Source organism: Lachnoclostridium sp. An196 (assembly GCF_002160135.1).
Classification (GTDB): domain Bacteria; phylum Bacillota; class Clostridia; order Lachnospirales; family Lachnospiraceae; genus Hominiventricola; species Hominiventricola avistercoris.
This window is the reverse complement of the sequence record NZ_NFJZ01000010.1, coordinates 56,402-69,664: the sequence shown is the minus strand read 5'-3', so window position 1 is coordinate 69,664 and position 13,263 is coordinate 56,402. Positions and strand designations below refer to the sequence as shown.

Below are 13,263 nucleotides of genomic sequence, written 5' to 3'. Positions count from 1 at the left end.
AGGCTTACACATGAAAATATTGATCGTAGGAAGCGGCGGCAGAGAGCATGCCATCGCATGGAAAGTAGCTCAGAGTCCGAAGGTGGAAAAGATCTACTGCGCGCCGGGAAATGCCGGGATTGCGGAGTACGCGGAATGTGTGGACATCGGAGCCATGGAATTTGACCGCCTGGCGGCATTTGCCAGAGAGAACGAGATTGACCTAACGGTAGTGGGTATGGACGATCCGCTGGTGGGAGGCATCGTGGACGTGTTTGAGGCACAGGGGCTTCGGGTATTCGGGCCGAGGAAGAATGCGGCGATCCTGGAGGGTTCCAAAGCGTTTTCCAAAAACCTGATGAAAAAATACGGGATTCCCACGGCCGCATATGAGAATTTTGACGATCCGAAGAAGGCGCTGGAGTATCTGGAACATGCAAAAATGCCTATTGTGCTGAAGGCGGACGGACTGGCGCTGGGAAAAGGCGTTTTGATCTGCAATACCCTGGAAGAGGCGAAAGAAGGCGTCCGTTCTATCATGATGGATAAAAGGTTTGGAGACGCCGGCAACCAGATGGTCATTGAAGAATTTATGACCGGACGGGAAGTGTCTGTTCTCAGCTTTGTGGATGGAAAGACGATCCGCATCATGACGTCTGCCCAGGATCACAAGAGAGCTCTGGACGGAGACCAGGGACTCAATACCGGCGGTATGGGAACATTTTCTCCCAGCCCCTTCTACACAAAAGAAGTGGATGAATTCTGCAAAGAACATATTTATCAGAAAACCGTAGACGCTATGGCTGCGGAAGGCAGGGAGTTCAAGGGCGTTATCTTCTTCGGCCTGATGCTTACGCAGGAAGGGCCGAAGGTTCTGGAATATAATGCCAGATTCGGCGATCCGGAGGCGCAGGTGGTACTTCCGCGTATGAAAAACGATATCGTGGATGTGTTCGAGGCATGTGTGGATGGCACGCTGGATCAGATCGACCTGCAGTTTGAGGACAATGCGGCAGTCTGCGTGGTTCTGGCTTCCCGGGGATATCCGGTAAAATATGAGAAAGGCTTCGAGATCCGCGGCCTGGAGAATTTCAAGGGAAAAGACGGGTACTATGTTTTCCACGCGGGAAGCAGATTTTCCGATGGTAAAATCGTTACCAACGGAGGCCGCGTGCTGGGAGTAACCGCGCTTGGCAAAGATCTGAAAGAAGCCCGCGCAAACGCCTACGAGGCCGTAAAATGGATTGATTTCGACAATAAATATTGTCGAAGCGACATCGGAAAGGCGATCGACGAAGCATAAAAATAATTTTTCCTTTCGCAAAGTCTGTGTTTTATGTTAATATAAAACGGTAAAGAAACCGCAAAGATTATCAAGAACGGCAGAAAGGCGAATGCGTATTGGGAAATTATCAGGCAAAATTAAAACAAAAGTTACTGGAAAAATTAAAAGAGTCATTAGGAGCTGTTATACCGGTCATGGGGATCGTTTCTTTGCTGTGCTTTACCATAGCCCCCATACCGCCCGGCATCCTGATGGCTTTTTTTATAGGCGGGGTCCTGCTGGTTCTGGGCATGATGTTTTTTACGCTGGGAGCGGAGATGGCCATGACGCCCATGGGCGAACGGATCGGCATTCGCCTGACGCAGATGAAAAGGGCTTGGGTCGTGGCCTTCCTCAGCTTTATTCTGGGATTCATTATCACTATTTCGGAACCGGATCTGCAGGTGCTGGCAGAGCAGGTGCCGTCGGTGCCCAACTATATCCTGATTCTGGCTGTCGCGGCAGGTGTGGGGATATTTCTGGTGGCAGCGGTGCTGAGAATGCTTCTCGGAATCCCTCTGTCCTATATGCTGCTGGCCCTGTATCCGATGGTATTTATCCTGGCCGCTTTCGTGCAGGAGGATTTTATGGCGGTGGCGTTCGACTCCGGCGGAGTGACGACAGGGCCTATGACAGTCCCGTTTATCATGGCTCTGGGCATTGGTTTTTCAGCAGTGCGAAGCGATAAGCATGCGGAAAATGACAGTTTCGGTCTGATTTCCCTCTGCTCGGTGGGACCGATCCTGGCAGTGCTGGTATTGGGGATGATCTATCGTCCGGACGGCGGAGTATATTCCGCGACAGATATCCGGAATGTGGAGAATTCCGTGGAACTGGCAAAAATGTTTGCGGAGGGGCTTCCGAAGTATATGGGCGAGATTCTGGTGTCGCTTCTTCCTGTAGCAGTATTTTTCGGCGTTTTCCAGATCATTTCCCTGCACCTGAAAAAGAAGACTCTGGTAAAAATCCTGATTGGTCTGGTTTATACATATCTGGGGCTGGTATTGTTCCTGACCGGAGTAAATGTGGGATTCATGCCGGCAGGCAATTATCTGGGTCAGGTGATCGCATCTCTTCCATATAAATGGGTGATTGTTCCCATTGGAATGGTGATCGGATATTTTATTGTCAGGGCGGAACCCGCCGTTTATGTGCTTATGGAACAGGTGGAAGAACTGACCTCCGGAGCCATATCCGGGAAAGCCATGGGGATAAGTCTTTCTATAGGCGTGGCGGTTTCCCTGGGGCTTGCGATGATCCGGGTGCTTACAGGAATTCCTATCCTGTGGTTTTTGATCCCGGGATACGCGGCGGCGCTGATCCTGAGCTTTTTTGTGCCCAAGATTTTTACGGCGATCGCCTTTGACTCCGGCGGAGTCGCGTCCGGCCCTATGACAGCTACTTTCCTTCTTCCTTTTGCCATGGGAGCCTGCCAGTCGGTAGGCGGAAATATCGCGGCGGATGCCTTCGGAGTGGTGGCTATGGTGGCTATGACGCCGCTTATTACGATCCAGGTTATGGGGGCTTTGTATCAGATCCAGGCCCGGCGTCCGGAAGAACAGACTGTGCCAAAAGAGGCTGTTCCTGCTGTGCCGCTGGAAGCACTGGGTGATTATGAGATTATTGAGCTGTAAGGGAGGAACGTATGGGCGGATTATACATGATGGCAGTGATTACAAACCGAAATATGAAAGACCGGTTCAAGAGTTTTTTTGAAGAAAACGGGCAGGCGGTCTTCTTTGAAACACCGGGAAGGGGCACGGCCAGCAGTGAGGTACTGGATTATTTTGGCCTGGAAGCCACGGAGAAAATGGTTTATCTGGCCATAGTCACAGATAATATGTGGAAGAAATTGAAGCGCGGGTTGATTGTCCGGCTGCAGATTGATGTGCCGGGAACAGGGATCGCGTTTACAGTGCCCCTTTCCAGTATCGGAGGGAAAAAGGCGCTGCAGTATCTGATCCAGGATCAGGAGTATGTGAAGGAGGAAGAGTCGGAATTGAAGGGCACAAAATATGAACTGTTGATAGCGATTGCCAATCAGGGAAGCATCGACGCGGTGATGGACGCCGCGCGCAGCGCGAATGCAGGAGGCGGAACGGTGATACACGCCAAAGGTACCGGTACGGAAGGAGCCAGGAAATTTTTGGGAGTATCGGTGGCGGAAGAAAAAGAGATGATATTTATTGTCACAAGGACAGAAGAAAAAAATAAAATCATGAAGGCGATTATGGAGAAGACAGGGCTCGGAAGCAAAGAAAAAACAGTAATTTTTTCACTGCCTGTAACGGATACAGCCGGGCTTCGGATCCTGGAAGAGGACCTGAAAGTATAAAAAATCTGTGAAATAAATTGACTTTTTCCCTCAGTGCCTTTATTCTTTAAAGAAGCAGCTTGGAGCAAATCATATAGAAAGTGAGTGTGCTTATGAGAGGTAGAAAGCATTGGCCCTTTAAGACGGGGCTTCTGGTGGCGGGATTGACGCTGTGGTTCGGCACGGCGGTCTTTGCGGCCCCGGCGATAGAAGGAGATACAGATCTGACTGTGGAGGCAGATCAGGTGGTGACCGCGCAGTTTACGGTTACCAATGAGGAACCCATGGAGTCCGTAAGTCTGATGCTGTCCTATGACAAGGATGTCATGACTTATATGTCCGGAAGCGGCGGAGATAATTTCGACGTGACCGGAGGAAACGGAAGCGTTCAGATGACCAGCAGTCCGGAGAGCACGGAGGCCGTTTTCACGGTAAGATTCCGGGGAGCGGAGGATACGGAGACAACGCTGGAAGTCGTGTCCTGTACAGCTGCTGTGAACGGTGCAGAGGTGGATGTGCTGACGGGAGAGACGGTGGCTTCCGAAGAGGAAGCGGAAGAAAGTGACGAGGGGGCGGAGGGGGACGAAGAGAATGAAGAACGTGCCAGCTTCGTTATTGATGACCGTACCTTTTATGTGCGCAGGCCCGGAGATATGGAAGGCTTCGATGTGGTCCATATGGATATTCAGGGTATCGACAGCCGCGTGCTGAAGCACAATACGCTGGATCTGTATGTGGTGTATCTGATCAGCGATAATGGAAGTTTCCGTGATTATTTCGTTTATAATCCGGACACAGGAAATGTGATCCCTTATGTGAATATGAGCAGCGGTACTGACACAGTGATCTTTATTGAAAAAGACGAGGATGTGGAGCCGCCTGTCCGCTATTCCTACGTAGATCTGGGATGGGGACAGAAATATACGATTCCGGCTTATAAGCATGTGACCATCGACGGTGTGGATGAGATTTTTGACGATACCAACCGTTATCTGGTATATGGAATCAACCAGGATGGAGAGAAGGCATGGTACAGTTTTGATTATGATAAGAATTCATTGCAGCTGTTTGATACCATAGCCTATGACGGCGAGCAGATCTATATCACGGAGCTGGAGGAGAAAGATACAGGGATGCGCTCGGAGATGGCTTATCAGCTGGAGCGTTACAATACCGATATGGGCACGCGTCTCTTTGTTATACTGATACTGGTGCTGATTATTATCGCATTGGTGAATGTGGTTGTTCTTATGTATCTCCGTATGAGAAAGATGAAGATGCTTCCGGAGGAAGAATCCGCAGAAGATGACGAAGAAGGAAGAAAAGAATCGGGAGAATATATCGTCGGAAATCTGGAGGAAAATGAAACTGACTTTTCAGACCCGGAAGAAAGCGGGCAGGATCAGGACTTGGAAATTATTGATCTGAACGAACCGGACGAAGATGATGAATAATACGGCAACAGTTCAGCATGTTCTGAACTGTTGCATAATACGAAAGAAAAAGCCGCAAGGCGGTGGAACCCGGACGTAAAATAGAGTCGCCCGGGTTCTGTTTTTCGTGAAAATATATCTTGCGGTGAGTTGACCGCAGAACCAGGAGCTGTTATACTGTATATATAACAATGGGAATACAACAAAGGACAGGTGATATTATGTATCTGGAGATTGATTTTAGCAGCGATGAGGCTTTTTATGTGCAGCTGTGCAACCAGATAATTATTGGGATAGCTACGTCAAGACTTCGGGAAGGCGATACGCTTCCCAGCGTCCGGCAGCTGGCGGATGAAGTAGGAATCAATATGCACACGGTGAATAAAGCGTACAGCCTGCTCAAACAGGAAGGTTATATCCGTCTAGACCGGCGCAGCGGAGCCGTTATCGCCGTTGATATGGATAAGCTGAAAGCGATGGAAGAGATGAAGAGAGAGCTTTCCGTCATATTGGCGAAGGGAAGCTGCAAGAATGTAACCAGAGAAGAGGCTCATGAGCTGATCGATGAAATCTATGCGGAATATGGTGAATAAGGAGGAGTTTTATGCAGAATTACACGGGCAAGGCGGAACGCGCACTCAGAGCGGCACGAAGGGCCGCGCTGCAGCTGGGCCATCCTTATGTGGGAACAGAACATATTCTTTTAGGGTTGGTGCGTGATCCGGACTGTCTCGCGGGTCAGATCCTTCAGGGCGCCGGGGTGTCGGAAAAAGAATTGATTCGCATGATTCATGAATTGATCGCACCGGAAGCAGCGGCAGAATTTTCTGAAAAACGGGAGTTTACGCCCCGTGCACAGAAAATACTGGAGGACGCCAAGACAGAAGCGAAAAAATTCCGTGAAGAGCTGACAGGGACGGAACATATCCTGATCGCGATACTTAAAGATGGAGAGTGCGTGGCGTCCCGCCTGCTGAATACGATGAATATCCGCCTGAAAGATCTCTATACAGAACTGATAGGTTCTATGGGAGACAAGGCATATGAATATAAAGAAGAACAGAAAGGGCGCGGCGTACAGACGCTGGAACAATACAGCCGGGATCTGACCGCCATGGCTAAAGAAGGCAGACTGGATCCGATTATCGGACGGGAAGAAGAAATTCAGCGGGTAATCCAGGTGCTGAGCCGCAGGACAAAAAACAATCCCTGCCTGATCGGAGAACCCGGCGTGGGTAAAAGCGCGATCGTGGAAGGGCTTGCGCAGAGGATCGCGTCAGGCATGGCGCCGGATACACTTTTAGGAAAGAGACTGTGTATCCTGGACCTGACCGCTATGGTGGCCGGCTCCAAATACCGGGGAGAATTTGAGGAGCGGATCAAAAACGTGATCGATGAGGTACGCCAGAACGGCAACATTCTTCTGTTTATTGACGAGCTGCACACAATTATCGGCGCGGGAGGCGCGGAAGGGGCCATGGACGCCTCAAATATTCTGAAGCCTGCCATGGCTCGGGGAGAGATCCAGATCATCGGCGCTACTACGCTGGAAGAGTATCGAAAACATATAGAAAAAGACGCTGCGCTGGAACGGCGTTTTCAGCCGGTGGTCGTGGAAGAAGCCGGCATAGAGCAGACGGTGGAGATTCTGAAAGGCCTGCGTCCCTATTATGAGAAATACCATCAGGTGAGGATTACGGATGAGGCGCTGGAAGCCGCCGCAAATTTGTCGGCCAGATATGTGAACGATCGTTTTTTGCCGGATAAAGCCATTGATTTGATGGATGAGGCAGCGGCAGGAATCAGACTGAAGCAGTCCGGATCCGGGAGTCTTTCAGACAGCGCGGCTGCAGCCAGAAAGACCGCGGAAGCCAGAGAAAATCTGGAAAAGGCTCTTATGAGCGGAGACCTGGAGCAGGCACGGGTCTTTCGGCAGAAACTGCAGGAACTGGAGGGACATATGGAGCCGCAGTCCCGGAAAAAGACTCACAGAACCGGCGTGGTGACCGAAGAGCAGATTGCCAGGACGGTATCCGCCTGGACAAAGATACCGGTACAGAGGCTGGAGGAAGCAGAGTCCCAGAAGCTCCGCCGGCTGGAACAGACGCTTCACAAGAGAGTCGTGGGACAGGATGAGGCGGTAAAAGCGGTAGCCAGAGCGGTGAAAAGAGGAAGGGTAGGACTGAAAGATCCGGGAAGGCCCATAGGTTCTTTTCTGTTCCTCGGTCCCACAGGAGTGGGAAAGACGGAGCTGTCCAAAGCGCTGGCAGAGGTTCTCTTCGGACGGGAAGAATCCATGATCCGCGTGGATATGTCGGAATATATGGAGAAGCACAGCGTGGCGAAGATCATCGGTTCGCCTCCCGGCTATGTGGGACATGAAGAGGGCGGCCAGCTGAGCGAAAAAGTCAGGCGAAATCCGTATGCGGTGATTTTGTTCGATGAGATTGAGAAAGCCCACCCGGATGTATTCAATATTCTGCTGCAGGTATTGGACGACGGGCATATTACAGATTCTCAGGGACGCAGAGTGGATTTTAAAAACACGGTGATTATCATGACGTCCAATGCCGGCGCCAGCGCCATAGTGACGCCAAAAAAACTGGGGTTTGCGTCGTCGGAGGACGCGCGTCAGGACTATGAGTTTATGAAGAACAGCGTCATGAATGAAGTGAAACAGCTTTTCAGGCCGGAATTTCTGAATCGGATTGATGAAGTTATTGTTTTCCATATGCTGCAGAAGGATGAGATCAGCCGGATTGCCGGGATGCTTCTGGATGAGCTGGAGAAGCGCTGTGAACGTCAGCTGTCCATCCATGTGTCGTTCAAAGACTCTGTGAAAAAATGGCTTGCAGAGATCGGATATGACGCCAAATACGGCGCGCGCCCGCTGAAGCGGGCCATTCAGAACCAGTTGGAGGATCTGATGGCGGACGAAATCTTATCCGGCAAAATTCATGAAGGAGACCGTGTGGATGTGAAAGTTGCAGGCGGAAAGGTGAAGATAACCGTGAAAGCAGAGGAAAGAGCATGAAAAAGAATGGAACAGTATTTTTCTGTCAGAACTGCGGTTATGAATCGGCCAAATGGTCGGGGCAGTGCCCGGCCTGCCGCGAGTGGAATACTTTTGTAGAGGAACCTTCGGCAGGATCGGGGCATGCGTCTCAGACTTCCGGAAAAAAACATTCCAGAGGGAAATCAGAACCTGTGTCCTTGAGTCAGGTACAGACCGGAGAACAGAACAGAATCCTTACCGGAATGTGCGAACTGGATCAGGTATTGGGAGGAGGCCTTGTCCCGGGATCTCTTGTGCTGGTGGGCGGGGATCCCGGAATCGGAAAGTCTACGCTGCTCTTGCAGGTCTGCCGGAATCTGTCGAAAAGCCTGGATCAGGTACTTTATATTTCCGGGGAGGAATCTTTGCAGCAGATCAAGCTGCGGGCGGCCAGGATCGGCACTTTTCATGATTCGCTGCAGCTGCTTTGCGAGACGAATCTAACGGATATAGAAGAAGTGATGCTTCGAAAAAAGCCACGGGTGGCGGTAATTGATTCCATCCAGACTATGTATCAGGAGGAGATTTCTTCTGCGCCCGGAAGTGTTTCTCAGGTAAGAGAGGCCACGGGAGTGCTTATGCGTCTGGCAAAGGAGCACAATATCACGATCTTTATTGTGGGCCACGTGACGAAAGAAGGCACGGTGGCAGGACCGCGGGTGCTGGAACATATGGTGGACACCGTACTCTATTTTGAAGGCGACCGGCATGCCTCTTACCGGATCCTGCGGGGCGTGAAAAACCGGTTCGGTTCTACCAATGAGATCGGCGTGTTTGAAATGTCCGATACTGGCCTTCGGGAGGTAAAAAATCCTTCGGAATATATGCTGAGCGGCAAACCGCCCGGGGCTTCCGGATCCGTGGTTACCTGTACGATGGAAGGGACGCGTCCTATGCTGCTGGAAGTGCAGGCGCTGGTATGCCGGACAAATTTCGGCCTGCCCAGGAGGACGGCCGTGGGTGTGGATGTGAACAGAGTCAATCTTCTGATGGCAGTGCTGGAGAAACGTTTAAATCTTCAGCTGTCAGGTTATGACGCATATGTAAATGTGGCGGGAGGAATCCGTCTGAATGAGCCGGCCATTGATCTGGCGCTGGTGATGGCGATCATTTCCAGCTATAAAGATATTCCGATCCCGGAAAAGACTGTGGTTTTTGGAGAAGTGGGTCTGAGCGGAGAGATCCGGGCAGTCAGTATGGCGCAGCAGAGAGTACAGGAGGCAAAAAAACTGGGATTCCTCAGAATCCTGCTTCCGCAGAGCTCCATGGAGCAGGTGCGTCAGATCACAGGGATCGAACTGGCAGGGGCGGCCTCTGTGCGCGACGCCATGCAATTGATCTGTGGGCGGTAAAGCTGCAAAAAATTCGTTGACACTCAAAGGAAAATATGATATATTATCCGAGTGTTAGGAAATACAGGGATATAGTTCAGTTGGTAGAACGTTGGTCTCCAAAACCAAATGTCGAGGGTTCGAGTCCTTCTGTCCCTGTTGGAGCTTCGGATCAATGTCCGGAGCTTTTTTACTGTAAATTATATTATAAAATGATAGATCTGAGGATATAGATAGATGAATAAAATCATATTCGTTTTGTTGTCTCTGGGGGCAGCACTGCTTGTGTCTGCCTGCAGCCGGTCGGCAGATGGAATCGGTGCGGCCGAGACGCATATTTTTGATAAGTCAGGCAACCGCCTGGAAGCGGTTCGGGAAGCGGGAAAACTGGTGATCGGTATTTCGGCGGATTACGCTCCGTTTGCTTTCTCTGTAGAAGAGGATGATGGGGCCATAAGCTACCAGGGATCGGATGTTGAACTGGGAAAATATATTGCGGAGCAGCTGGGAGTAGAGGCGGAGTTTCAGGAGATGGAGATGGAAGAGTGCCTGAAAGCGGCCAAAGAGGGTACCGTTGACCTGGTGCTGCTTGGCATGCTCCCGGAGGAAAGCAGGCTTGCGTATGTGGATTTCACGGATCCTTATTATCAGCCGGGCAGGCAGGTATTTCTGGTAAAAAAGGCTCAGAGAAACGAATATAAAGAACTGGAAGATTTCGCAGGCGCTACAGTGGCCGCCCAGTACGGTACATTGCAGGCTCAGCTGGTGACGGAACAGCTGTCAAAGTCCTATATGGAGCTGGTAGACACGATTTCGGAAGGAATCGAGATGGTCAACACCGGGCGCGCGGACGCTTTGGCACTGGACGCACAGGTGACAGACGACATCCTGGATGAGTACTCTTCTCTGGCGCTGGCAGCGGCTGAGATGGAATATGAGCAGGAAGGCGTGGTAGGCGGCGTCGTGGAGCGGGAACCGGAACTGCTGGAGGCTGTCAACCAGGTTATTGATGAGGTGGTGGAGGACGGACTTTATCTGGGATGGATGGACACGGCTATCCGCATGGCAGTGTCGGAGAGAGAGGCGGACTCCCGGGGTATTACTTCACAAGAGTCCCTACCGGAATCTTCGCGAGCCAGTCAGGCTGCTGGTAGCGATTGACAATATCGCGGATGGTGTCCATGGAGATGGTGGGGACCTTGTCTTTGTGCCGTACCAGGCTGAACGATCTTTCAAACTCATCCGTATTTACATTGTAGATGCGGATCTGCCCATCCCGGATATCTCTCTCCAGAAGACGTACAGATATTACGGCAAGGCATTCGTTATCCAGAATGGCGCTGCGGAAGGTCTCGGGACAGGTGGCTTCCCATGCTGTATGGATATCCAGATGATGCCTTTCGATAAAACGGTCGAACAGCGCTCTGGTTCCGCTTCCTTTTTCACGCATGACAAAGGATTGATGATTCAGTTCCGGAATGTGAAGGATCTCTTTCCGGGCAAGCGGATGTTCCCGGGAGCAGCCGAGAACCAGATAGTCGCGGATGCAGGAAAGGCTGATCAGATCCGGATTGCGGATATCTCCTTCTACAATGGCGATATCCAGTTCCGAATGGAGAAGCTTTTCTTCAATAGTACGGGTGTTTCCCACATAGGCGAAAGTTTCCGCATCCGGGAGCATTTTTTTGAAATCAGACATAATATTGGATAACAGGCAGGCGCCTACGGTGATGGTCCCTCCGATGCGGAGGGATTCCCGGCGCCTGTTTTTCTGCATACGGCTTTCCAGCTGGTCAAACTGTCCCACCGCCTGGTAGGCGTATCCCAGGAGCTCCTGCCCGGCGGGAGTGATATACAGCCTTTTGGAAAGCCGTTCGAACAGCCGGACTTCATAATTCTCTTCCAGTTCCCGGATGGCCTGGCTGACGGTGGGCTGAGAGAGAAACAGCTTCTGGGCCGCTCTGCTCATGGAGCCGGTTTCTGCCACGGCAATAAAGATTTTCAGATGCCGGATAGTCATAGGGGGTTCCTCCTGAATGTATAGGTATTTCCTATATTTATGATAGAATATTATCATTTTTCAAAAAGATACACAAGTGTTATAATACAAACAACATGTAAATGATTTCCAACAATGCGAGAAAGAGGAGAGACAAATGAAAGTAGTCATCGTGGGAGGCGTAGCCGCAGGAACAAAGGTTGCGGCGAAACTGAAAAGAGAGAACCAGAACGCAGAAGTCGTAATCCTGACGAAAGGGAAGGATATTTCTTATGCTGGCTGCGGACTTCCGTATTATGTGGGGAATGTGATCCCGGATCGCACGGGTCTGGTGGTCAACACTCCGGAAAAGTTTCAGGCACTGACCGGTGCGAAGGTGCTGACGGGCATGGAGGTAACCGGAATCAATCGGACAGACAAGACGGTGGAAGCAGTTTCCGTTGATACGGGAGAGACGAGCACCTGGTCCTATGATAAACTGGTGATTGCCTCCGGCGCGTCTCCGATCCGGCCGGATCTGCCGGGGCTGGATCTTCCGCAGGTATTCTTTATGAGGACTCCGGACGACGCGGTAAATCTGAGAGCGGCTGTGGAAACCGGGGAGATCAAAAGAGCGGTTGTAGTCGGAGGCGGATTTATCGGGCTGGAGATCGCGGAGAACCTGAATTCCATGGGCGTGCGCTGCAATGTAATCGATATGGCGCCTCATGTGCTTCCCGGATTTGACAGTGAGATTCAGGAATACGTGGAAAATCATCTGGCGGATGTGGGAATCAATACCATGACAGGCACCCGTTTTGAAGGCGTACTGGGAGACGGCAAAGTAGAGAAAGTACAGACAGGAAAACGCGCGGTCAAAGCCGACGCGGTGGTGCTTTCCATCGGAATACGCGCCAACACGGCCTTCCTGGCGGATACAGGAATTGAGCTGGCGCCGAATCGCACAGTATTGGTCAATGACCATATGCAGACTAATGATCCGGATATTTATGCGGTGGGAGACTGCGCCATGGTAAAAAATCGCATTACTGGCAGGGACGCATGGTCGCCCATGGGTTCCACCGCCAATATCACAGGCCGTCTGGCGGCACAGAATATTGCCGGAGGAGATGTCTCCTACAGCGGAGCCATGGGAACGGCGGTCTGCCATCTGCCGGAACTGAATGTGGGCAAGACAGGACTTTCAGAAGCCCAGGCGAAGGATGCAGGGTACGACGTGGTCACCGTACTGACGGTAGTGGACGACAAGGCGCATTATATGCCGGGAGCAGGAAACTTTATTATCAAACTGGTCGCTGATAAAGAATCCAGACGGCTTCTGGGCGTGCAGGCGCTCGGAAAAGGAGAAGTGGATAAAGTCGTAGATATCTGTGTGGCGGCAATCTCTCTGAAGGCGAAGGTGGATGACCTGGCAGATATGGACTTTGCATATGCGCCGCCATTCTCCACCGCGATTCATCCGCTTACACATACGGTAAACGTGCTGATGAACAAGATGGACGGAGGGCTGGAAAGTTTTACTCCTGCAGAATTCGCGGAAGGCAAGGCAGAGGGATACCGGATCATCGACGCATCTCCGGCGCCGTCCATTGACGGAGCCCCGTATGTGGATCTGACAAGGATTCATGGAGAGGTGGATGGACTCGGCAAGGACGAACCGCTTCTGTTGGTATGCGCGAAGGGCAAGAGGGCCTATCTGACCCAGAACTTGCTGAAGCATTACGGATATACCAATACCCGCGTGCTGGAAGGCGGTCTGACCTTCAACAGAGCGGCAGTGGAAGAAGCGATGGAAGAAGCATAATTACAGAGAAAATCAGGAGGGAAA

Annotated in this window: 10 protein-coding genes and 1 tRNA gene; 10 read left to right on the top strand and 1 reads right to left on the bottom strand. The window is 51.3% G+C overall.

What is annotated here, in order from left to right:
- The first annotated feature begins 10 nt into the window (after window positions 1-10).
- The 9 genes from purD to B5F29_RS12080 all read left to right on the top strand — a co-directional run bounded on the left by purD (window position 11) and on the right by B5F29_RS12080 (window position 10,597).
- Window positions 11-1,282, top strand: coding sequence for a phosphoribosylamine--glycine ligase (gene purD, locus B5F29_RS12120; protein ID WP_087154891.1), 1,272 nt, complete (start codon window positions 11-13; stop codon window positions 1,280-1,282).
- A 176-nt stretch (window positions 1,283-1,458) separates the two neighbouring features.
- The gene (locus tag B5F29_RS12115) at window positions 1,459-2,937 is read left to right on the top strand and encodes a DUF1538 domain-containing protein (RefSeq protein WP_087154962.1); all 1,479 of its coding nucleotides are present in this window, start codon (window positions 1,459-1,461) and stop codon (window positions 2,935-2,937) included.
- 11 nt (window positions 2,938-2,948) lie between these two features.
- Entirely contained in the window at window positions 2,949-3,638 is a 690-nt protein-coding gene (locus tag B5F29_RS12110; RefSeq protein WP_087154890.1) for a P-II family nitrogen regulator, read from the top strand.
- 92 nt (window positions 3,639-3,730) lie between these two features.
- Entirely contained in the window at window positions 3,731-5,071 is a 1,341-nt protein-coding gene (locus B5F29_RS12105; protein WP_143449156.1) for a hypothetical protein, read from the top strand.
- Between the two features lie 200 nt (window positions 5,072-5,271).
- Entirely contained in the window at window positions 5,272-5,643 is a 372-nt protein-coding gene (locus B5F29_RS12100; RefSeq protein WP_087154888.1) for a GntR family transcriptional regulator, read from the top strand.
- 11 nt (window positions 5,644-5,654) lie between these two features.
- Entirely contained in the window at window positions 5,655-8,084 is a 2,430-nt protein-coding gene (locus B5F29_RS12095; protein WP_087154887.1) for an ATP-dependent Clp protease ATP-binding subunit, read from the top strand.
- Window positions 8,081-9,457, top strand: coding sequence for a DNA repair protein RadA (radA, locus tag B5F29_RS12090; protein WP_087154886.1), 1,377 nt, complete (start codon window positions 8,081-8,083; stop codon window positions 9,455-9,457). Before B5F29_RS12095 ends, radA begins: the two co-directional genes overlap by 4 nt.
- 65 nt (window positions 9,458-9,522) lie before the next feature.
- Window positions 9,523-9,595: transfer RNA gene (locus tag B5F29_RS12085), tRNA-Trp, on the top strand.
- A 78-nt stretch (window positions 9,596-9,673) separates the two neighbouring features.
- Window positions 9,674-10,597 carry a substrate-binding periplasmic protein gene (locus B5F29_RS12080; RefSeq protein ID WP_087154885.1) on the top strand — a complete coding sequence of 308 codons (924 nt, stop codon included), beginning with the start codon at window positions 9,674-9,676 and terminating at the stop codon, window positions 10,595-10,597.
- Here B5F29_RS12080 and B5F29_RS12075 read toward each other — a convergent pair.
- Window positions 10,536-11,456 carry a LysR family transcriptional regulator gene (locus tag B5F29_RS12075; RefSeq protein ID WP_087154884.1) on the bottom strand — a complete coding sequence of 307 codons (921 nt, stop codon included), beginning with the start codon at window positions 11,454-11,456 and terminating at the stop codon, window positions 10,536-10,538. The genes B5F29_RS12080 and B5F29_RS12075 overlap by 62 nt on opposite strands.
- Before the next feature lie 136 nt (window positions 11,457-11,592).
- On the opposite strand from B5F29_RS12075, the gene B5F29_RS12070 reads away from it, so the two are divergent.
- Window positions 11,593-13,239, top strand: a complete 1,647-nt coding sequence (locus tag B5F29_RS12070) for an FAD-dependent oxidoreductase (RefSeq protein ID WP_087154883.1) — start codon at window positions 11,593-11,595, stop codon at window positions 13,237-13,239.
- Window positions 13,240-13,263 lie beyond the last annotated feature (24 nt).

Bases quoted from the DNA above. Each gene is read 5' to 3' on its own strand.
- B5F29_RS12075 (WP_087154884.1), bottom strand. From the start codon at position 11,456: ATGACTATCCGGCATCTGAAAATCTTTATTGCCGTGGCAGAAACCGGC.
- purD (WP_087154891.1), top strand. From the start codon at position 11: ATGAAAATATTGATCGTAGGAAGCGGCGGCAGAGAGCATGCCATCGCA.
- B5F29_RS12100 (WP_087154888.1), top strand. From the start codon at position 5,272: ATGTATCTGGAGATTGATTTTAGCAGCGATGAGGCTTTTTATGTGCAG.
- B5F29_RS12070 (WP_087154883.1), top strand. From the start codon at position 11,593: ATGAAAGTAGTCATCGTGGGAGGCGTAGCCGCAGGAACAAAGGTTGCG.
- B5F29_RS12095 (WP_087154887.1), top strand. From the start codon at position 5,655: ATGCAGAATTACACGGGCAAGGCGGAACGCGCACTCAGAGCGGCACGA.
- radA (WP_087154886.1), top strand. From the start codon at position 8,081: ATGAAAAAGAATGGAACAGTATTTTTCTGTCAGAACTGCGGTTATGAA.
- B5F29_RS12115 (WP_087154962.1), top strand. From the start codon at position 1,459: ATGGGGATCGTTTCTTTGCTGTGCTTTACCATAGCCCCCATACCGCCC.
- B5F29_RS12105 (WP_143449156.1), top strand. From the start codon at position 3,731: ATGAGAGGTAGAAAGCATTGGCCCTTTAAGACGGGGCTTCTGGTGGCG.
- B5F29_RS12110 (WP_087154890.1), top strand. From the start codon at position 2,949: ATGGGCGGATTATACATGATGGCAGTGATTACAAACCGAAATATGAAA.
- B5F29_RS12080 (WP_087154885.1), top strand. From the start codon at position 9,674: ATGAATAAAATCATATTCGTTTTGTTGTCTCTGGGGGCAGCACTGCTT.